The sequence below is a fragment of the Mycobacterium terramassiliense genome, assembly GCF_900157385.1.
Lineage (GTDB): Bacteria > Actinomycetota > Actinomycetes > Mycobacteriales > Mycobacteriaceae > Mycobacterium > Mycobacterium terramassiliense.
The window spans coordinates 2,901,432-2,921,808 of the sequence record NZ_LT717701.1 but is presented as its reverse complement, the minus strand read 5'-3'; the positions used below and the strand labels follow the sequence as shown (position 1 = coordinate 2,921,808).

Here is a 20,377-nt window from a genome sequence, read left to right as displayed (position 1 = left end):
CGGCGCCTGCTCGGCGTTCACGTGCTTCTCCCGGCCGGCGCGCGGCCGACCCGCGCCCGTCGCGCGATGTCCAGCGCCGCCTGGGCCACCTGCCGCGCCGCGTCGGGGTGGCCGACCCGCGCGGCGGCCGCCGTCATCGCGGCCAGCCGCGGGGGGTCGGTGAGCAGGCCGGCCACCTCGCGGGCGACCAGCGCCGGGGTCAGGGCGGCATCGGACACGACCATCCCGCCACCGGCGTTGACCACCGGCAGCGCGTTGAGCCGCTGCTCGCCGTTGCCGATCGGCAGCGGCACGTAGATGGCCGGTAGGCCGACGGCCGAGACTTCGGCGACCGTCATCGCCCCGGACCGGCAGATCGCCAGGTCGGCGGCGGCGTAGGCCAGGTCCATCCGGTCCAGGTAGGGCACCGCCACGTAGGGCGGGTCGTGGGGTGCGGGTTCGCGCAGGTCGAGGGTGTTCTTGGGGCCGTGCGCATGCAGCACGCTGACACCCGCGGCGGCCAGGTCGGCGGCCGCCCCGGAAACGGCCCGGTTGAGCGAGACGGCGCCCTGCGAGCCGCCGAACACCAGCAGCACCCGCGCGTCGTCGGCGAAACCGAAGTGCCGGCGCGCCTCGGCGCGCAACGCCGCGCGGTCGAGCGCGGTGAGCGTCGCCCGGATCGGCACGCCGACCACCTCGGCGCGCGGCAGGCCGCAATCCGGCACCGCCGAGAGCACCCGGACGGCGCTGCGGGCGCCGACGCGGTTGGCCAGCCCGGCGCGGGCGTTGGCCTCGTGGATCAGCACCGGGACGCGGCGCCTGCGGCCGAGCCCGCCGCGCGCGGCCAGGTACGCCGGAACGGCCACGTAGCCGCCGAAACCGATCACCACGTCGGCGTCGACGGCGTCGAGCACGGCGCGGGCCTCCCGGACGGCACGCCACACCCTCGGTGGCAGCCGCGCCAGGTCACCGCTGGGTTTCCGGGGCAGCGGCACCGGCGTGATCAGCTCGAGGTGGTAGCCCCGCTCCGGCACCAACCGGGTCTCGAGTCCGCGCCGGGTGCCCAGCGCGGTGATGCGGACCCGGGGATCGAGCGCGGTGAGCGCGTCGGCGACGGCCATCGCGGGCTCGACGTGGCCGGCCGTGCCGCCGCCGGCCAGCACGACCGACAGGGCGGAATCAACCGCCGCATCGACCGATGATGCGGCACCGGCGGGCGAGGGGTTTCCCCCCAACCCGCCGGCCGGCTGATTGATCGTGCCGTTCACCCGTAACGCTGACCTTCCAATGCGCGTGCTCGCCGTGTCGGACGCTGACCGTACCGCTGGCTTGATCCATGATGCCCTCCCCGCACCCGCGCGGCGCCCCCAGACTGGCGCGCCGGCCGGCCGGCCGTTCGGCCGGACGCCTTGCGCAGCGGCTTGTCGGCGCCGCGCGATGCCTTCCCGGCGGGCGCCTTGGGCGCTTTGGGTGCCTTCCGGGACGCCGGTGCGCCATCTCGCTTGCGGTCCCGGAAGGCCTCGATGCGGCTCGGCGCGTAGGGCCGGGGCAGCGGCAGGCGCAGCAGCTGGTTCACCTTGTCGTCGCGGCCGGCCCGCAGCGCGGCCACCGCCTCCGGTTCGTGTCGCGCCGCATTGGCCATGATGCCGATCATGAATAGCGTTGCGGCCGTTGATGTTCCGCCCGCGGAGATGAGTGGCAGCTGCAGGCCGGTGACCGGCAGCACGCCGATGACATAGCCGATGTTGATGAACGCCTGACCGAGGATCCACATGGTCGTGGTGGCGGTCACCAACCGCAGGAACGGGTCGGCGGACCGGCGCGCGATCCGCATCCCGGTGTAGGCGAACAGACCGAAGAGAGCCAGCAACCCGAACGCACCGATGAAGCCCAGTTCCTCGCCGATGATGGCGAAGATGAAGTCGTTGTGGGCGTTGGGCAGGTAGTTCCACTTGGCGACGCCCTGGCCGAGGCCGTCCCCGAAGACGCCGCCGTGGGCCAGCGCGAACTTGGCCTGCCGGGCCTGGTAGCCGGTGTCCTGCGGGTCGTTCTCGGGGTTGATCCAGGACCGCACCCGGTCCGAGCGGTACCCCGCCGACATCGCCAGGACCGCGCCGGCCATGAAGACGGCCACCAGCGAGGTGACGAAGACGCGCAGCGGCAGCCCGGCATACCAGAGCAGGGCCAGCAGGATGATGCCCAGCGACACCGTCTGGCCCAGGTCGGGCTGGGCGACGATCAGCGCCAGCGCGATGACCGCCGCCGGGACCAGCGGGATCAGCATCTCCCGCAGCGAGGCCCGTTCCATGCGTCGCGCCGCCAGCAGGTGCGCACCCCAGATCGCGAACGCGATCTTGGCCAGCTCGGAGGGCTGCATCGAGAAGCCCGCGATCACGAACCACTTGCGCGAGCCGTTGGCCAGGTTGCCGATCCCGGGAACCAGCACCAGCACCAGCAAAATGATGGTGATGAGGTAGCCGGTGAAGGCCACCCGCCGGATGAACCGCACCGACACGCGCATCGCGATGTAGGCCGCGACGAGCCCGATGACCGTCCACAGGACCTGCTTGGCGAAGATCACCCAGGCCGACCCGTCGGCGCCGTAGGAGCGCACGCCCGAGGCGGACAGCACCATGATCAGCCCGAGCGTCGTCAGCAACCCGGTGACCGCGATGATCAGGTGAAACGACGTCATCGGACGACCCAGCCACGCGCCGAACCGGCTGCGCAGACCGCCCGGGATCGCGGCCAGCCTGGCCCCGGCCCCGGCGCCGGCATCGGCCGGGTCGGCGGTTTCGATGACGTCCGTCGGGGCTTCCACATCCGAGGCGTCCGGGGCGTCTGAGGCCTCGGCGGCGTGTTCGACGTCCGGCGCCCCCGGCTCGGCCGGGTCGCCCTTGATCTTCTTGCCCCGGCGCAGCCGCCGGGTCAGCGCGTTCGCCACGCCCACCTACCGGGTCGCCGCGCGCACGGCGGCGGCGAACGCGTCGCCCCGGGCTGCGTAGCCTGCGAACTGGTCGAACGACGCGCCGGCCGGCGCGAGCAGCACCGTGTCGCCGGGCTGGGCAAGCTGCCGGGCGGCGGCCACGGCCGCGGTCATGACGCGAGCGCCGAGGTCCCCGCCCGAAGGTCTCACTTCTGTCACATGTGTATCAGAAACCACAGCAGTCGCATTCATATCAGCATCCTCGCCTGTCACAACCTGGACGACGGGGACATCCGGCGCGTGTCGCGATAACGCCTCTGCAACCTGCGCGCGATCTCGGCCGATGAGCACCGCACCCACCAGCCGCGACGCGATCCTGGCGACCTCGGCGTCCACCGACGCGCCCTTCAGCAAACCGCCGGCCACCCACACCACGCGCGGGTAGGCCAGCAGCGACGCCTCGGCGGCGTGCGGGTTGGTGGCCTTGGAGTCGTCGACGTAGGTGATCCCGTCGGCGACGGCGACCACCTCGGCCCGGTGCCGGCCCACCCGGAAGGACGCGATGGCCGCCGCGATTGCTTCCGCGGGCACCCCGACGCTGCGCGCCAGCGCCGCCGCGCCCAGGGCGTCGAGCACGCCGACCGGACCCGGCACCGGTATCGAGTCGGCCGCCAGGAGCGCCAGGTCCTCGGCGAAGGCGCGGTCGATCAGTTGGCCGTCGCGCACGCCGAGTTCGCCCGCGCCGGGCTCACCGAGCCGGAAGCCGGCGCGCACCGGCGCGGCGGCGGTGCCCAGCAGCGCGGCGGCCCGGGCGTCGTCCAGCCCGACCACGGCCACCCGGCCGCCCAGGACCCGGGCCTTCGCCGCGGTGTAGTCGGCCATCGTGGAATGCCAGTCAAGGTGGTCCTCGGCGATGTTGAGGACCACGCCGGCCTCGGGCCGCAGCGAGGGCGCCCAGTGCAGCTGGAAGCTGGACAGCTCGACGGCCAGCAAGTCGGCGGGCTGGTCGAGCACGTCCAGCACCGGATCGCCGATGTTGCCGCACAGCACGCTGTTTCGGCCCCCGGCGGTCAGCATGGCGTGCAGCATCGACGTCGTGGTGGTCTTGCCGTTCGTCCCGGTCACGACCAGCCAGCGGCGCGGCGGCCCGTAGTGGCCGGCGGCGTCGAGCCGCCAGGCCAACTCGACGTCGCCCCAGATGGGCACGCCGGCGGTCGCCGCGGCGGCCAGCAGCGGCGTGGCCGGGGAGAAGCCGGGGCTGGTCACCACCAGGGCGTATCGCGAGACCTGCCGCGTCGCGGTCGACGTCGGCACGGTGGCCACGCCGGTTTCGGAGTACTGGCGCAGCGTGGCCGAGTCGTCGTCGCACAGCGTCGGCGCGGCGCCGAACCGCGTCAGGGCGGCCAGCACCGCCCGGCCCGTCACGCCGCCGCCGGCCACCAGCACCGGCGCGCCCGGCGCCAGGGGGTCGAGCCCGGGCACGTCAGGCACCGATCGCGCCCAGCCATTCACCGTAGAAGAGGGCCACCCCCAGGCCGCAGGCGATCGCGGTGAGCAGCCAGAAGCGGATGATCACCGTCGTCTCGGCCCAGCCGGCCAACTCGAAATGGTGGTGGAAGGGCGCCATCCGGAACACCCGGCGCCCGGTGGTGCGGAAGGCCAGGATCTGCAGCACCACGGACGTGACCTCGGCGACGAACAGCGACCCCAGCACGACCGCGAGGATCTCGGTGCGGCTGGTGACCGACAGGCCGGCGATGATCCCGCCCAGCGCCAGGGAGCCGGTGTCGCCCATGAAGATCTTGGCCGGGGCGGCGTTCCACCACAAAAAGCCGATGCAGGCGCCGGCGGTGGCGGCCGCGATGAGCGCCAGGTCCAGCGGATCGCGCACGTTGTAGCAACCCAGGCCCGGCGCGGTGACGCACGCGTTGCGGTACTGCCAGAAGGTGATCAGCACGTAGGCGGCGGTGACCATGGCCATGCAGCCCGCGGCCAGGCCGTCCAGGCCGTCGGTGAAGTTGACCGCGTTGGACCAGGCGCTGACGATCACCACGCAGAACAGTACGAACAGGCCGGGAGCCAGTGTGACGGTGGCGACTTCGCGGACGTAGGACAGGTTGGCGCTGGCCGGGGTCAGGCCGCTGGCGTTGCGAAACTGCAGGACCAGCACGCCGAACAGCACCGCGGCGACGATCTGGCCGACCGTCTTGGCCGTCTTGTTCAGCCCGAGGTTGCGCGACCGGCGGATCTTGATCAGGTCGTCGAGGAACCCGACGCCGCCCAGCACGGTGGCCAGGCCCAGCACCAGCAGCCCCGACGCCGAGATGCCCTCGCCGTCGAACGCCAGCCCCGCGAGGTGGGTGCCCAGGTAACCCGCCCAGATCCCGGCCAGGATCGCCACGCCGCCCATCGACGGCGTGCCGCGCTTGGCGTGGTGGGTCGGCGGCCCGTCCTCGCGGATCTGGTGGCCGAACCCCTGCTTGGTGAACAGCCGGATCAGCGCGGGCGTCAACAGGATCGAAACGGTCAGCGCGATGGCGACCGCAATCAGGATCTGTCTCACGGGCGGGTCCCGCCGTCGGCGTCATCCGAGGACAGCGCCTCCGCCAGCGCGCCCAGGCCCGCGGCGTTGGACGCCTTGATCAGGACCACGTCGCCGGGTTGCAACTCGGCCCGCAGCAACGCCAGGGCGGCGTCGGCGTCGGGCACGCTGACGGCCCCCCTATCGCCCCAGGAACCCACTGCCCCTTCCAAGATCGCGCCGTCGTGCATGGCGCTCATCGACCTCCCGGTTCCCACGACAACGAGTCGAGACACATCTAAGCGCACCGCGAGCCGGCCGATGCGATCGTGCTCCGCAATCGCGTCCTCACCGAGCTCGGCCATCTCGCCCAGCACCGCCCAGCTCCTGCGCTTGTCGGCGGGGCCGTTCCCGGGGCCGTGGGCGATCCAGGCCAGCGCCTGCAGCCCGGCCCGCATCGAGTCGGGGTTGGCGTTGTACGCGTCGTCGATCACCGTGACGCCGTCGCCGCGGGTGGTCACCTGCATGCGATGCCGCGACACCGGGCCCGCGCCTTGCAGCGCGGCGGCCACCTGCTCGACGCCGGCGCCGCATTGCAGCGCGACCGCGCCGGCGCACAGCGCGTTGGTGACCTGATGGTCGCCGAACACGCCGAGCCGCACGTCGACTGCGCTGTCCATCGCGTGCAGGGTAAAGCGCGGCCTGGCCAATTCGTCGAGCGACACTCCCTCGGCCCACACGTCGCTGGGACCCGAATCGGTGCGGGCCGCGCGGCTGACCCGGACCACCCGGGCCGCGGTGACCCGGGCCATCGCGGCAACGACCGGGTCGTCGACGTTGAGGATGACGACGCCGGACGGCGGAACCGCTTGCGGCAGTTCGGCTTTGGTGCGCGCGATGGCTTCCCGGGAGCCGAACTCGCCGAGATGGGCGGTACCGACGTTGAGGACCACCCCGATCGACGGCGGGGCGATGTCGGCCAGCGCGGCGATGTTGCCGGGATGCCGCGCCGACATCTCGAGAACCAGGTAATCCGTACTTCGGGTCGCCCGCAACACCGTCCAGGGATGGCCGAGTTCGTTGTTGAACGACCCGGGCGGGGCGATCACCTCGCCCAACGGCTCGAGCACGGCGGCCACCAGGTCCTTGGTCGAGGTCTTTCCCGACGACCCGGTGATCCCGATGATGGTCAGGCCGCCCGCGACCAGTTCGGTAGCCACCGCCCTGGCCAACTTGGCCAGGGCGGCCAGCACCGCCGCGCCGGAACCGTCGGCGTCGTGCTCGAGGACCCCGGCCAGCCCGCCGCCGCTCGCGCGAGGCTGGGGTTCGACCACGATGGCGGGCACCCCGACGGGCCGGGCCGCCAGCACGGCGACCGCACCCCCCGCGACCGCCGAGGCCGCGTGGTCATGCCCGTCGGAGCGCGCTCCGGGCAGCGCCAGAAACAGCCCGCCCGGGCCGACGGCCCGGGAGTCGAATTCGACGGTCCCGGTGACGTGCAGGTCCGCGGCGGCCTCCGGCGAGATGTCAGCCAGTGTGCCGCCGACGATTTCGGCGATCTGGGCGACGGTCAGGTCGATCACGGGCGAGCCCTCAGGGCCTCCAGCGCTTTGGCGAGTTCCACGCGGTCGTCGAACGGGCGCGTCTGCCCCGCCGCTCGCTGCCCGGTTTCGTGGCCCTTGCCGGCGACCACGACCACGTCGCCGGGGCCGGCCCAGGCCACCGCGTGGTCGATCGCCGCGCGGCGGTCGGCGATCTCGACGACCTCGGCGGCGCCGGCGGCGGCCCCTGCCAGGATCTCGCGGCGGATCGCCGCGGGGTCCTCGCCCCGTGGGTTGTCGTCGGTGACGACCACCAGATCGGCCAGCTCGGCGGCGATTTCGCCCATCGGCGACCGCTTGCCCGGGTCGCGTTCGCCGCCCGCGCCGAACACCACCGCCAGCCGGCGATCGGGCCGCGCCAGCGCCGTCAGCACCGCCCGCAACGCGCCCGGCTTGTGGGCGTAGTCGACGAGCGCGAGGAATTGCTGGCCGCGGTCGATCTCCTCCAGGCGCCCGGGCACCCGGGTCTGCAGCAAGCCTGGCGCCGCCTGCTCCGGGGACACCCCCACCGCATCGAGGATCGCCAGCGCGACAAGGCAATTGGCGACGTTGTAATGGCCCGGCATTCGGACGCCGACGCGGTGGTGCACCCCGGCGGGGTCCACGACGGTGAACTCCTGTCCCCCCGCACCCATCGGCGCCACGTCCGCGGCGCGCCAGTGGGCGGCGCGCCCGGTGGCGCTGACGGTGATCGCGTCTCCGGCGCGCTCGGCCATCGCGCGCCCGGCGTCGTCGTCGATGCACACCACGGCGGTGCGGGCGCGCAGCGGCGAGCCGGGGTCGAACAGGACGGCCTTGGCCTCGAAGTAGTCGGCCATCGTGGGATGGAAGTCGAGGTGGTCGCGCGAGAGATTGGTGAAAGCGCCCACCGCGAACGTGGTGCCGTCCACCCGGCCCAGGGTCAGCGCGTGACTGGAGGCCTCCATGACCACGGTGTCGACCCCGCGCTCGGCCATCGCCGCGAGCATCGCCTGCAGGTCGGGGGCCTCCGGGGTGGTCAACGCGCTCGCGATGTCGGCGCCGTCGATGCGGATGCCGATCGTGCCGATCAGCCCGGCCGTGCGCCCGCCGGCGCGCAGCCCGGACTCGACCAGATAGGTCGTCGTGGTCTTGCCCGACGTCCCGGTGATCCCGATGACCGTGACCTTCTCCGACGGGTTGCCGTACACCACGGCGGCCAGGCCGCCGAGCACGCGCCGGGGCGCCGGGTGCACCAGCGTGGGCGCCACGCCGGCCAGGGAGCCCATCTCCGCGACGCCGGCGGCGTCGGTGAGCACCGCGGCGGCACCGCGTTCGATGGCGTCGCCGGCAAACCGGGCGCCGTGCGTGGTCGAGCCGGGCAGGGCGGCGAACAGGTCGCCGGGCCGCACGTCCTGGGCGCGCAGCGTCACGCCGGTGACCGTGAGGTCCGGGGCGGCCACGCCGTCGGCCATCACCGCGCCGACCTGGGCCGCCAGGGCCGGCAACCGGGAACCCGAACAGGAGGTGGGGCGCAGCTCAGCGGGCACCGATACCACCTCCGTCCAACGTCGCGCGATCGCCATGATCAGCCATGACACCCTACCTAGACACACCGGCGAACCAGGTTGGCTCGTCCACCGAGTGTGCGGCGAGGGCTTTCGGTGTGCGCTGTGGGCGTGAAAACCGTCCAGATACCGCCCAGAGTGCACAGCCGACGCCGTCATCGCACAATCGAAGCCTCCGGAGCAAGCGCGGCGACCCGCTTCGCCTGGCTACGCCGCCCTCGCGATCGCCGCTAGATCCCACGGGCGCCGACCCGCTTCGCCCGGCTACGCCGCCCTCGCGATCGCCGCTAGGTGGCCTGCAACGTCAGCGGCGGCCCCGGATCCGGTGACAGCGGCACGTTTTCACGCTGCATCAGCCAGCCGGCGATGTTGTGGAACAGCGGGGCCGCCGAATGCCCCGGCGAGCCGTCGGCGTTGCGCTGCGGGTTGTCCATCATGATGCCGATGACGTAGCGGGGATTGTCGACGGTGGCCATGCCGGCGAAGGTGATCCAGTAGACGTCATCGAAGTAACAACCGCAGCCGGGGTTGATCTGCTGGGCGGTGCCCGTCTTGCCGGCCATCTGGTAACCGGACACCGCGGCCGCCGGCCCGGTGCCCTGCTGGTAGCCCATCGGGTCGCGCTGCACGACGGCGCGCAGCATGCCCCGCACGGTCTGCGCGGTCTGCGGCGAGACCACCCGCACACCTTCGGGGTGCGGTTCCTCGGTCCGGGTGCCGTCGGGTGCGATGGTGGCCTTGATGATCCGCGGCGGCACCCGCAGGCCGTCGTTGGCGATGGTCTGGTACATGTCGGTCATCTGCAGCAAGGTCATCGAAAGGCCTTGACCGATAGGCAGGTTGGAGAAGGTGCTGCCCGACCATTGGTCGATGGGCGGGACCAGCCCCGCGCTCTCACCGGGCAGCCCGACATTGGTGCGCTGTCCCAGCCCGAACTTGCGGACCATGTCGTAGAAGCGCTCCGGGCCGACGCGCTGCGCCAGCATCAGGGTGCCGACGTTCGACGACTTCCCGAACACGCCGGTGGTGGTGTAGGGCATTACGCCGTGGTCCCACGCGTCGTGGATCGATACCCCGCCCATCTGGATTGAGCCGGGCACGTGCAACACCTCGTCGGGGTTAGTCAGCCCGTATTCGATGACCGACGATGCGGTGATCACCTTGTTCACCGACCCGGGCTCGAAGGGCGATGACACCGCCAGGTTGCCCAGCTGCCTGTCGCCCTGGCGCCCGATGTCCTGGGAGGGGTCGAAGGTGTTGTCGTTGGCCATGGCCAGCACCTCGCCGGTCTTGGAGTCGAGCACCACGGCCGAAACGTTGTGCGCCCCGGACAGATTCTTGGCCTGCTGGACCTGCTGCTGCACGTAGAACTGGATGTCGTCGTCGAGGGTCAGCTGGACCGTCGACCCGTTGACCGCCCGGTGCCGGTTGCGGTAGCTACCGGGGATGACGACGCCGTCGGACCCGCGGTCGTAGGTGACCGAGCCGTCGGTCCCCGACAGCACGGAGTCCAGGGAATCCTCCAGCCCCAGCAGCCCGTGGCCGTCCCAGTCGATGCCGCCGACGATGTTGGCCGCCAGCGATCCGCCGGGGTACTGGCGCAGATCCTGCCGCTCGGAGCCGACCTCGGGATACTTCTCCGAGATCGCGCTGGCCACCGCGGGGTCGACGGCGCGCGCCAGATAGACGAAATTGTCGTTGCCCTGCAGCTTCTTCAGCACCGTCTGGTAGTCGGGCTTGTTGTTCAGCCGGGTGGAGACCTCCTTGGCGATGTCCCGCAGCCGCTCCTGCGGGTCGGGGGCGGCCGGATTCTTCCGTTTCGCCTCATCGAGCTGCTGGCGAATCCTTTTCGGCTGGAACGTCAATGCCCGCGACTCGATGGTGAACGCCAGTTGTTGGTTGTTGCGGTCGACGATGCTGCCGCGCACCGCCTTCTCGACGTCGGTGACCTTGAGCTGGCCGGCCGCCTGGGCCCGCAGCTTAGGGGCGTCCTTGACCTGCAACATGAACAGCTGGGCCCCGGCCACCAGCATCAGCACCAGGATGACGGCGTTGCCGGCCCGGTGCCGAAAGACGAACGACGCGCCGCGCGACCCCACTTCCACGATCTGGCGGGTGCGCCGCTGCCGCGCCGAGTGACCAACGCCCACGGCGTCGGGCCGCGCATCCGCGCGGGTTGGCTTGGCCTCCTTGGGTTTCCGGAATCTCTTCGGCCCGCGCGGGTCCGACGACTGCTGGACCTGCTTAGGATTACGGGGCCGCTTGGGTTGCCGGACGCCCTTGGGCTCCTGGGGTTTACGGGGACCGCGGGTCGGACGGGCTGACTGCGACCGGCTCGTGCGCCCAGCGTCGCCGCGGCTCACCGGGCGGCACCCGGCGTCGCGGCGGCCAGGGGGCCGAACTGTCCGCCGTTAGCCGGCACGCCGGGCTGCACCGGCACACCGGGCTGCACCGGCACGCCGGGGACGACGGGGGCCACCACCTGGGGTGCGGGCGGCGCGGTTCCCGGGTGCACCGGAACCGGCACCTCCGCGGGTAGTGGCGCGGGCGCCGGAGCGGGAGCAACGGGCAAGCCGCCCAACGGGATCGGTACCTCGGCGGCCCCCGGAGCAGGCGCCGGTGCCGCCGGGCCAGGCAATCCCGGCAACGGCACGACGCCCTGAAAATGCCCGGTGGCCGGGCCGCCGGGCATCCCCGGCAGCGGCGCGGTCGGTTGCGAAGGCAGGTGCTGGCCGCCCACCGTCGACGACCCGTCCGGGGCGCGTAACAGCGCCTCCGGACCCTGCCTGCCCGGCACGGGCGGGCCCCCGGGCACAGGTTGCACCCGGACCGGGACCTCCGGCGGGAGCGCCGGCGGTGGCGGGGGCGGCGGCGCGTCGGAGAGCTTGGTGTTCAGCGGCGGCGGCGGGACCCCGTCGGCCGGCTTCGGGGTGCCCACCACCACCCAATTGCCCGACGGGTCCTGAACCAGATGCGCGGTGTCCCTGGTGGGGATCATGCCCTGCTTGCGGGCCGCCTCGGCGAGCGCCGGTGCGGATTCCGCCTCGCGCACATCGCGTTCCAGCGCCTCCTTCTGCTCCTGCAGCATCCGGTTCTTCTCGCGCGCGTGGCTCAGCTGGTAGGAACGCTCGGCGGAGGCGGTGGACAACCACAGCGTCAGGCCCAGGCCGAGGCCGAGCGCGCCGATGATCAAGACGACAAACGGGACCTTGGCCGCCAGCGTGCGCGGCCGCAGGTCGATCGACGCGAGGCGGGTGGCGAGCCGCTCTGACAACCGGGGCCGGACGGCCTTGGGCGCCTTGGCTTTCCGCGCTTTGGCTCGCGCTTTGGCCTGGCTGGCGCTTTTGGGCCGGCCCGACCGCTCCGTGGGCCGGGTGATCGGGCTGGTTTGCGGCCCGGACTTGTGCGCTCCGGCCTCGCGGGTGCTCGCCGAGGCCGGCCGGGTGCGCCGAGGCGACACCGCGTCGGCGGTGGCGCGCCTGCCCTTGCGGGTGGAGCCGTCGCGCACGCTGCGGCGGTCACCGCCGCCGCGGCGCTTCGGCGCCTCGCGCTTTACCTTCATAAGTCGCCTTTCCCGCTCACCTGCTGTGATGGCACCCGCTGCTCCAGCCGTTGCAAGGCCCGTAATCGCACGGCCGCGCTGCGAGGATTGCGTTCGATCTCGGCCGCGTCCGCGCGTTCGGCGCCGCGCGTCAACGACCGGAATAGCGGCTCGTGGCCGGGAAGTTCGAACGGAAGGTCCACCGGCGTCCGCGAGGCGACCGCGTCGGCGAACACGCGTTTGACGATCCGGTCTTCCAGCGATTGGTAGGCCAGCACCGCGATGCGTCCGCCCACCCGAAGCGCGTCCAGGGCGGCGGGCAGGGCATCGCGGAGCGAGGTCAGCTCGTCGTTCACGGCGATGCGCAGCGCCTGGAAGGTGCGCTTGGCCGGATGCCCGCCGGTGCGGCGGGCGGGCGCCGGAATCGCTTGGTAGAGCAGGGCTACCAGCTCCGCGGTCGAGGTGAACGGGGTCCGTGCGCGCTGGCGGACGATCTGCGCGGCGATGCGGCGCGCAAAGCGCTCCTCACCGTAGCGGTGCAGGATATCGGCCAGCGCCGCCTCGTCGTAGGTGTTGACGATGTCGGCGGCGGTCAGCGGCGACGCCGGGTCCATCCGCATGTCCAGCGGGGCGTCGTGGGCGTACGCGAAGCCGCGTTCGGCGCGGTCGAGCTGCATGGAGGAGACGCCGAGGTCGAAGAGCACGCCGTCCACGGATTCGGCTGCGGCGTGGCCGGATTCGGCGAGGGCTCCGGCGAGGCCGTCATACCGGGTCTGCACCAGCGTGACTCGGTCGGCGAAGGGGGCCAGCCGCTGCCGGGCGATGTCCAGCGCGGCGGGGTCGCGGTCGAGACCGAGCAGCCGCAGGCCGGGCAAGTCGGTGAGGAAGCGCTCCGCGTGCCCACCCGCGCCGAGGGTGGCGTCGATGAGGACCGCTCCCGAGCCGTCCGAGTTGTGGCGCGTCAGAGCGGGGGTGAGCAGCTCGACGCAGCGGTCCAGCAGGACGGGCACGTGGCCGAAGTCGTCTGAAATATCTTCCACCGCAACGCCTCCCAGGACCTGACGGCCGGCCCTTGCACCCGGGTCCCTGTCCGAAGGCGCGAACCTGGCGTTGGGGAAGTACGCCAGGGTCGGTTCGGGCAGAGGCCACGATGCACGGGCACGCGCCTCAGATAATGTCGCCGAGTGCTTCATCGCTGGCCGCGGAGAAGTTCTCTTCGTGGGTCTGCTGGTAGTGCTGCCAGGCCTGCGCATCCCAGATCTCGAGGTAGTCGACCGCTCCGATCACCACGCAGTCCTTGGACAGGTTCGCGTACCGGCGATGGTCGGCCGACAACGTGATCCGCCCCTGCGCGTCGGGATGCTGCTCGTCGGTGCCGGCGGCGAGGTTGCGCAGGAACGCCCGCGCCTCGGGGTTGCTGCGCGACGTCTTGCTCGCCCGCCGCGCCAGCTGCTCGAATTCCGCCCGAGGGTAGACGGCCAGGCTGTGGTCTTGGCTCTTGGTGACCATCAACCCCCCTGCCAACGAGTCGCGGAACTTGGCGGGCAACGTCAGCCGCCCCTTGTCGTCGAGTTTGGGCGTGTAGGTGCCGAGAAACACCAGCTCACCTCCCACACCGGTCACCCAAACACTTCAGCCACCATACCCCACAGTCCCCCACTTTGCCCCATTGTTGGGGTGTCGCCGCCGACTTTTCCGGCCTATCCGCCACCACCGGTCGTCACACGGCCGCCCGACGGGCGGTGCGGGCCCGCCGCTACGCGACCGTGACGCACGAAAACCCCACGTCAGAGGCGTGCAATGGCCGTGTGGGGCGCGGTGGGGCTCGTCGGTGGGGCCCGGTGGGGCGTGATCCAGCGCCCCGGACTCGATTTGGGATCGATTCAGAGTCAGACAGGACTCGGCGCCGGCCCGCTCTTCAAGACGGCCCGAGCACCAAAAACGGGGCAGCCGCGTCGACTACCCCGTGTCTTGTACGCGTTCGCTACTCGTCGAAGCGCCTGCGGAACCGGTCCTCCATGCGGCTGGTGAACGAGCCGCCGCCCTTGTTGCGACGCTGGCGGGCCGATCCGGGCGCCGACCCGGAGCGGTCCGGCCGGCCGGCCAGCCGCGGCCCGGTGATCGCGTAGACCACGCCGCCGAACATCACGATGAAGCCAAACACGCTCAGAATTGGGAAACTTCCGATCATCGTGGCTTTGAACGCCACCCCCGAAACCAGCATTGCCAGGCCGATGACGAACAATGCCGCGCCCTGCAGGCGCCGCCGCGCGGTCGGCGCGCGGAACCCTCCGCCACGGACGCTCGACGCAAATTTGGGGTCTTCCGCGTAGAGCGCGCTCTCGATCTGATCGAGCATCCGCTGTTCATGATCGGAGAGTGGCATTCGTCCCTCCTTGCCGACAGTTTGGCACGTAACTATCGATAGCACGCGGATGCCCTTGGTAAAGGCAACTAACACAAATGATACGAGGTCAATCTGCGCTGTACCACCGGTTCGACAGCGATTCTATCCCGGCCGCACCCCGACACCGGCGCGGCCCACAACGACGGTGCGCGGCAACCCGCTTGCCGCGGCGGCGGGTCCATCGGCCCCTTCGGGCCGTTGCCGTGACCGCTCGGCGCGCGGCGGACAACCGCGTCGGATAATGGCGACAGCGGCACCTGGCCGAACCAAATACCTGAAGCGATCGGATGAGGAGGGCACCGCGAGTTGGCGATATTCCTCATCGATCTGCCGCCGAACGATATGGAGCGCCGTCTCAGTGACGCCCTCAGGGTCTATGTCGAAGCGATGCGCTACCCGCGGGGCACCGAGAACCAGCGCGCCGCCATGTGGCTCGAGCACATCCGCCGACGCGGCTGGCAGGGCGTCGCAGCGGTGGAAGCCGAGGCCCTCGAGGCGCCCGGCGGCCACCCGCCGCCGGCCGCCGACCTGAGCAACGCCCCGTTGCTCGGCGTTGCCTACGGCTATCCCGGGGCACCCGGGCAGTGGTGGCAGCAGCAGGTGGTCCTGGGGCTGCAACGCGGCGGCGCTCCGGCCGCCGAGATCGCCCGGCTGATGGACAGCTACTTCGAGCTGACGGAGTTGCACATTCATCCGCGCGCGCAGGGCCGCGGCCTCGGCGAGGCACTGGCCCGACGGTTGCTCGCCGCCCGCGAGGAGAAGAACGTGCTGCTCTCCACGCCGGAGACCAACGGCGAACCCAACCGCGCGTGGCGGCTGTATCGGCGATTGGGCTTCACCGACGTCATCCGCGGCTACCACTTCGCCGGGGACCCACGCGCGTTCGCGATCCTGGGCCGCGCGCTGCCGCTTCAGTGACGCGGATCTGGCACGATGACCTCGTGCACGCCAGCCCTCCCCCGCTTCGAGCCCGCGGATTCACGTCCCGACGGCGCCGCCTGCTGGCGATCGCGATGCTGCTGCTCATCGTGCCGCTGGCCAGCGGCTGCCTGCGGGTCCGGGCTTCGCTGACGATCTCGCCGGACGATCTCGTCTCCGGGGAGGTCATCGCGGCGGCCAAGCCGAAGACCCCCAAAGACTCCGGTCCCCAGCTCGACACCAACAACCTGCCGTTCAGCCAGAAGGTGGCGGTGTCGAACTACGACAGCGACGGCTACGTGGGGTCGCAGGCGGTGTTCTCGGATCTGACCTTCGCCGAGTTGCCACAGCTGGCGAACATGAACTCCGACGCCCAGGGCGTGAACCTGTCGCTGCGCCGCAACGGCAACCTGGTGATCCTGGAGGGCCGCGCGGACCTGACGTCGGTGACGGACAACGACGCCGACGTCGAGCTGACGGTCGCCTTTCCCGGCGTGGTGACCTCCACCAACGGCGACCGCGTCGAGCCCGACGTGGTGTCCTGGAAGCTCAAGCCGGGCGTGGTGAGCACCATGACGGCCAACGCCCGCTACACCGATCCCAACACCCGCAACTTCACCGGGGCGGGCGTGTGGCTGGGCATCGCGTCCTTTGCCGCCGCCGGCGTCGTCGCGCTGCTGGCCTGGATGAGCCGCGACCGTTCGCCGCGCTTCACCGCGCCGCGCGACCAACCGCGCAGCTAGGGCGATCGCAAGCGCGGCGCATTTCGCCGGGGCTGCGTGTCGCCCGGAGGCAGCTAGGGCGGCCGCAGACCTAGGGCGACCAGTAGGCCAGCATCTCCGCGAAGGTGTGGAAAGCGGGTCCGGAAACCCCGTAGGTCGCCTCGAAATGGATGCTCAACGGGAAGCCGAGTTCGGCGACGCCGTCGATCACTCGCTTGTACAGGTCGACCATGAGCTGGCGCTTCTTGTCGGGTTCGCTGGCGGCCAGCCGTTTGACGAATTCCTGCTCGCCGGTCACCGCGGCGTTGCCCGGGTCCTGGATCAACCAATTGATCAGGCCGACGCGGCTCTCCACCTTTGGCACGAAGCCGAAGGACAGCAGGATTTCGGGCCGGTGATCGGTGTTCTTGGCGAAGTCGGTCAAAAAGCCCACGATCGCGTCGGAGTACAGCAACTGCGTCATGCCGTACGTCGCGCCCTGGTTGCATTTGAAGTTCAGCCGGCCTTGTTCGCCGTCGCGGGTGGGGATCACGATCACGCCGCGATTGCTCAGCAGCTCGCGATAGATCGACAAGGCGTCGGTCGGCGCGACCCCGGAGCCCTCTCCGTCGTTCATCGTGCGCGGCACGCCGACGAAGACGACGCCTTCCATCCCGGCGTCGCACAGCTCGGTGAGCCGTTGGCGCAGCGACGCCTCATCCATGAAGGCGGTGACCTGCGTGCACAGCCCGCGCAACCCCGGCAGCTCCGGCTTGATGATCGACCAGAAGTCCAGCACGTCCAGCTTCGGCTTCATCGGAACGGGACGATCGTCGTCCTCGGCGATCATGCCTGGGATCATCACGTGCCGGATCCGGCCCTCGAGGCCGAATTCGGCCGAGTAGCGCACCACTTTCGTCGCGTCCTCGAGCGCCCGCTCCTTGCCGTCTTCGACGTTGGGGGGCACCAACTCGAGCGCGATGGTGTTCAGGCTCACGCGGCTCCTCTCCTCGCCGGGCCGGGGCGGCGCTGCGCCACGCAGCGCCCGGACACCCCGCCAGCATAGGGGCGGGATAGTGAGGCAGTCGAAGCAACTGGGGGCGCGCAAGCCACATAAACTGTCGGCCCTAGAGACATGCCGAGCAGAAAGGGGCGCCGCGCTGAGCCCAGAAGCCGCACCCGCGGCGGCAACCGTCGAGTTGACCGGCGCCATCACCGAGGAACTTCGGCGGTACCTGCACGACCGGCGCGCCCAGAGCGCCTACATCGGCTCTGAAGGCGCCGACTTCGACGTCCTGATCGCGGCCCTGGAAGATTTCGTGCTGGGTGGGGGCAAGCGGCTGCGCCCCGCCTTCGCCTACTGGGGCTGGCGCGCCGTGGCGACCGGGGATCCCGATCCCGAAGCGTTGCTGCTGTTTTCCGCGCTGGAGCTGCTGCACGCGTGCGCGCTGCTGCACGACGACGTGATCGACGACTCATCCACCCGCCGCGGCAGGCCGACGACCCACGTCCGCTTCGCGGCGCTGCACCGCGACCGGGACTGGCGCGGCTCGCCCGAGCGGTTCGGGACGTCGGCGGCCATCCTGCTGGGCGACCTGGCGCTGTCCTGGGCCGACGACATCGTCTTGGGCCTCGAGTTGGCGCCGGACGCCCGGCGGCGCGTCCGACGGGTGTGGGCCGACATCCGCACCGAGGTGCTCGGTGGGCAATACCTCGACATCGTCGCCGAGGCCAGCGCCGCCGAGTCCATCGCGTCGGCGATGAACGTCGACACCTACAAGACCGCCTGCTACACGGTGGCGCGGCCGCTGCAGCTCGGCGCGGCCGCCGCCGCGGACCGACCCGAGGTGCAGGCCGCGTTCGCGGAGCTCGGCACGGACCTCGGCGTGGCGTTCCAGCTGCGCGACGACGTGCTGGGCGTGTTCGGGGACCCGGCGGTCACCGGCAAGCCGTCCGGTGACGACTTGAGGTCCGGCAAGCGAACCGTGCTGCTGGCCGAGGCGGTGGAGCTGGCGGACAAGTCGGATCCCTTGGCGGCCAACCTGTTACGCACCTCGATCGGCGCGCGGCTGACCGACGCCCAGGTGGGCGAACTGCGTGAGGTCATCGAGTCGGTCGGCGCGCTGGCCGCCGCCGAGCAGCGCATCGCCGCGCTGACCGAACGGGCGCTGGCCACGCTGGGCGGCGGCGCCCATCAACGAGGCCGCGAAGGCCGGGCTGGCCGAGCTGGCCAAGATGGCCACGAATCGATCCGCCTGAGCCGATGACGAGTCAACCCCGACACCCGCCCCGACCGACGATTCGCCGGCGACCAAAAGGTCTCTCGCTCAGTATGTTTCACGGCTGGCCGCGTTCTCCGCCACCCCGGAGGCGCGCCCGGCGAAGCTGGGCTTCGTGGGCTCGGCGCTACTCACGCTGGGCGCGCTGGGCGCCGGCAGCACCAAGCCACACGATCCTCTCCTCGAAGCACTGCACCTGTCCTGGCTGCGGTTCGGCCACGGGCTGGTGCTGTCGTCGATCGTGTTGTGGACGGGCGTGGGCCTGATGCTGATCGCGTGGGTGCGGCTGGGCCGGATCACGCTGGCGGGCAACGCGACCGAGTTCACCATGAGAGCGACCACCGCCTTCTGGTTGGCGCCGTTGCTGTTGTCGGTCCCCGTCTTCAGCCGCGACACCTACTCGTACCTGGCGCAGGGGGCGCTACTGCGCGACGGTTTCGACCCCTACGCGGTAGGCCCGGTTGCCAATCCAAACGTGTTGCTGGACAACGTGAGTCCTATCTGGACCATCACCACCGCCCCTTATGGGCCCGCGTTCATCCTGGTCGCGAAGCTGGTCACCATGGTGGTCGGCAACCACGTGATCGCCGGGACCATGCTGCTGCGCCTGTGCATGTTGCCCGGGTTGGCACTGCTGATCTGGGCCACCCCGCGACTGGCGCACCACCTGGGCACCAACGGCGCACTGGCGCTGTGGATCTGCGTCCTGAACCCGCTGGTGCTCATCCACCTGATGGGTGGGGTGCACAACGAGATGCTGATGGTGGGTCTGATGGCCGCCGGGATCGCGCTGAGCTTCCAGGGGCGTCACGTCCTGGGCGTCGTGTTGATAACTGTGGCGATCGCGGTCAAGGCCACCGCCGGAATCTCGTTGCCGTTCCTGGTGTGGGTATGGATGCGGCATCTGCGGGACCGCCGGGGTTACCGCGCCGTCCCCGCGTTCCTGACGGCCACGGCCATATCGGTGCTGACCTTCGCCATCGTGTTCGCCATCTTGTCGGCCGTGGCCGGCGTCGGGCTGGGGTGGCTGACCGCGCTGGCCGGATCGGTGAAGATCATCAACTGGTTGACGGTGCCGACCGCGGTCGCCAACCTGATTCACGCCCTCGGCAGCGGGTTCTTCGCGGTCGACTTCTATGCCACGCTGCGCATCACCCGCTTCATCGGCATCGTGATCATCGCGGTGTCGTTGCCGTTGTTGTGGTGGCGGTTCCGCCGCGACGACCGCGCCGCGCTGGCCGGCATCGCATGGTCGATGCTGATCGTGGTGCTGTTCGTCCCGGCCGCGCTGCCCTGGTACTACTCCTGGCCGCTGGCGGTGGCCGCCCCCCTGGCCCAGTCCCGGCGGGCGGTCGCCGCGATCGCCGGCCTGTCGACCTGGGTCATGGTGATCTTCAAGCCCGACGGATCGCACGGCATGTATTCGTGGCTGCACTTTTCGCTGGCCACCGCGTGCGCGCTGGCCGCCTGGTACGCGCTGTACCGGAAGCCCGAGACCCGAGCGGTCAGTACGCCATAGCCTGCGCGCGCCGCACGACTTCTCGCGCCTGATGGGCGTGCAGGGCGTCGACGGGACGGGCGTTGCTGATGGCATCCCGGGTGCCGTCGCGGGTGATCGTCAGCGACGGGTCGGGGGTGAACAGCCAGCGCATGATCTCGGTCTCGTGGTAACCGCCGTCGTGCAGGATCGTCAGCAGCCCCGGCAGGCTCTTGACCACCTCACCGGAATTCGTGAAAAACACCTGGGGTACCACCACGCCGCCGCCCCGCCGCACCGCGGCCAGGTGCCCCTCCCGCAGCTGCTGCTGGACCTTGCTGACCGACACCCCGAGCAACTCGGCGACCCGGGGCAATTCGTAGATGGGTTCGTCGGGGTCTAGCACGTCGTCCCCGGCCGGAACACTGCTCATCGCGCCAGTCTAGGCCCAGCTTCGCGCGTCGGACGGGCGTTCTGGGCCCGATTCCCCGGCCGCACCTA

15 protein-coding genes and 2 pseudogenes are annotated in these 20,377 nt (G+C 71.1%); 4 read left to right on the top strand and 13 right to left on the bottom strand.

The window, feature by feature from the left end:
• Positions 1-17 precede the first annotated feature (17 nt).
• The 11 genes from murG to MTAB308_RS28315 all read right to left on the bottom strand — a co-directional run bounded on the left by murG (position 18) and on the right by MTAB308_RS28315 (position 14,480).
• On the bottom strand, positions 18-1,247 hold the full coding sequence (murG, locus tag MTAB308_RS28370; protein WP_077104244.1) for an undecaprenyldiphospho-muramoylpentapeptide beta-N-acetylglucosaminyltransferase: 1,230 nt from the start codon (positions 1,245-1,247) through the stop codon (positions 18-20).
• Positions 1,244-2,800 (bottom strand): putative lipid II flippase FtsW, encoded by a 1,557-nt coding sequence (gene ftsW, locus MTAB308_RS28365; protein WP_425436364.1) that lies wholly within the window; start codon positions 2,798-2,800, stop codon positions 1,244-1,246. Before ftsW ends, murG begins: the two co-directional genes overlap by 4 nt.
• 129 nt (positions 2,801-2,929) lie before the next feature.
• Positions 2,930-4,387, bottom strand: coding sequence for a UDP-N-acetylmuramoyl-L-alanine--D-glutamate ligase (murD, locus tag MTAB308_RS28360; RefSeq protein ID WP_245831575.1), 1,458 nt, complete (start codon positions 4,385-4,387; stop codon positions 2,930-2,932).
• A 1-nt stretch (position 4,388) separates the two neighbouring features.
• On the bottom strand, positions 4,389-5,468 hold the full coding sequence (gene mraY / locus MTAB308_RS28355; protein WP_077104242.1) for a phospho-N-acetylmuramoyl-pentapeptide-transferase: 1,080 nt from the start codon (positions 5,466-5,468) through the stop codon (positions 4,389-4,391).
• Positions 5,465-7,009, bottom strand: a complete 1,545-nt coding sequence (locus tag MTAB308_RS28350) for a UDP-N-acetylmuramoyl-tripeptide--D-alanyl-D-alanine ligase (RefSeq protein ID WP_077104240.1) — start codon at positions 7,007-7,009, stop codon at positions 5,465-5,467. The genes mraY and MTAB308_RS28350 overlap by 4 nt, the downstream gene beginning before the upstream one ends.
• The gene (locus MTAB308_RS28345; RefSeq protein ID WP_077104919.1) at positions 7,006-8,571 is read right to left on the bottom strand and encodes a UDP-N-acetylmuramoyl-L-alanyl-D-glutamate--2,6-diaminopimelate ligase; all 1,566 of its coding nucleotides are present in this window, start codon (positions 8,569-8,571) and stop codon (positions 7,006-7,008) included. The genes MTAB308_RS28350 and MTAB308_RS28345 overlap by 4 nt, the downstream gene beginning before the upstream one ends.
• Positions 8,572-8,840: 269 nt before the next feature.
• Complete coding sequence (locus tag MTAB308_RS28335; RefSeq protein WP_077104238.1) at positions 8,841-10,916, bottom strand: peptidoglycan D,D-transpeptidase FtsI family protein; 2,076 nt, start codon at positions 10,914-10,916, stop codon at positions 8,841-8,843.
• The gene (gene ftsL / locus MTAB308_RS28330) at positions 10,913-12,115 is read right to left on the bottom strand and encodes a cell division protein FtsL (protein WP_077104236.1); all 1,203 of its coding nucleotides are present in this window, start codon (positions 12,113-12,115) and stop codon (positions 10,913-10,915) included. Before ftsL ends, MTAB308_RS28335 begins: the two co-directional genes overlap by 4 nt.
• Positions 12,112-13,287 carry a 16S rRNA (cytosine(1402)-N(4))-methyltransferase RsmH gene (gene rsmH, locus MTAB308_RS28325; protein WP_108637425.1) on the bottom strand — a complete coding sequence of 392 codons (1,176 nt, stop codon included), beginning with the start codon at positions 13,285-13,287 and terminating at the stop codon, positions 12,112-12,114. Before rsmH ends, ftsL begins: the two co-directional genes overlap by 4 nt.
• The gene (gene mraZ, locus MTAB308_RS28320; protein WP_077104917.1) at positions 13,262-13,693 is read right to left on the bottom strand and encodes a division/cell wall cluster transcriptional repressor MraZ; all 432 of its coding nucleotides are present in this window, start codon (positions 13,691-13,693) and stop codon (positions 13,262-13,264) included. The genes rsmH and mraZ overlap by 26 nt, the downstream gene beginning before the upstream one ends.
• A 385-nt stretch (positions 13,694-14,078) precedes the next feature.
• Positions 14,079-14,480, bottom strand: coding sequence for a DUF3040 domain-containing protein (locus MTAB308_RS28315; RefSeq protein ID WP_067922035.1), 402 nt, complete (start codon positions 14,478-14,480; stop codon positions 14,079-14,081).
• A 327-nt stretch (positions 14,481-14,807) separates the two neighbouring features.
• Here MTAB308_RS28315 and MTAB308_RS28310 point away from each other — a divergent pair, with 327 nt between their 5' ends.
• Positions 14,808-15,419, top strand: a complete 612-nt coding sequence (locus tag MTAB308_RS28310) for a GNAT family N-acetyltransferase (RefSeq protein ID WP_077104232.1) — start codon at positions 14,808-14,810, stop codon at positions 15,417-15,419.
• Between the two features lie 95 nt (positions 15,420-15,514).
• The gene (lppM, locus tag MTAB308_RS28305) at positions 15,515-16,162 is read left to right on the top strand and encodes a lipoprotein LppM (RefSeq protein ID WP_077104914.1); all 648 of its coding nucleotides are present in this window, start codon (positions 15,515-15,517) and stop codon (positions 16,160-16,162) included.
• Positions 16,163-16,232: 70 nt separating this feature from the next.
• Here lppM and MTAB308_RS28300 read toward each other — a convergent pair whose 3' ends face one another.
• Complete coding sequence (locus MTAB308_RS28300) at positions 16,233-17,117, bottom strand: mycobacterial-type methylenetetrahydrofolate reductase (protein ID WP_077104230.1); 885 nt, start codon at positions 17,115-17,117, stop codon at positions 16,233-16,235.
• Positions 17,118-17,319: 202 nt separating this feature from the next.
• Here MTAB308_RS28300 and idsA2 point away from each other — a divergent pair.
• Both idsA2 and MTAB308_RS28290 read left to right on the top strand, forming a co-directional pair.
• Positions 17,320-18,379 (top strand): annotated as a pseudogene (idsA2, locus tag MTAB308_RS28295) (bifunctional (2E,6E)-farnesyl/geranyl diphosphate synthase).
• Between the two features lie 12 nt (positions 18,380-18,391).
• A pseudogene (locus tag MTAB308_RS28290) lies at positions 18,392-19,918 on the top strand (alpha-(1->6)-mannopyranosyltransferase A); the annotation flags it as partial.
• On the opposite strand, the gene MTAB308_RS28285 reads toward MTAB308_RS28290, so the two are convergent.
• Positions 19,905-20,309, bottom strand: a complete 405-nt coding sequence (locus tag MTAB308_RS28285; RefSeq protein WP_077104226.1) for an Rv2175c family DNA-binding protein — start codon at positions 20,307-20,309, stop codon at positions 19,905-19,907. The pseudogene MTAB308_RS28290 and the gene MTAB308_RS28285 overlap by 14 nt on opposite strands.
• Positions 20,310-20,377: the final 68 nt, after the last annotated feature.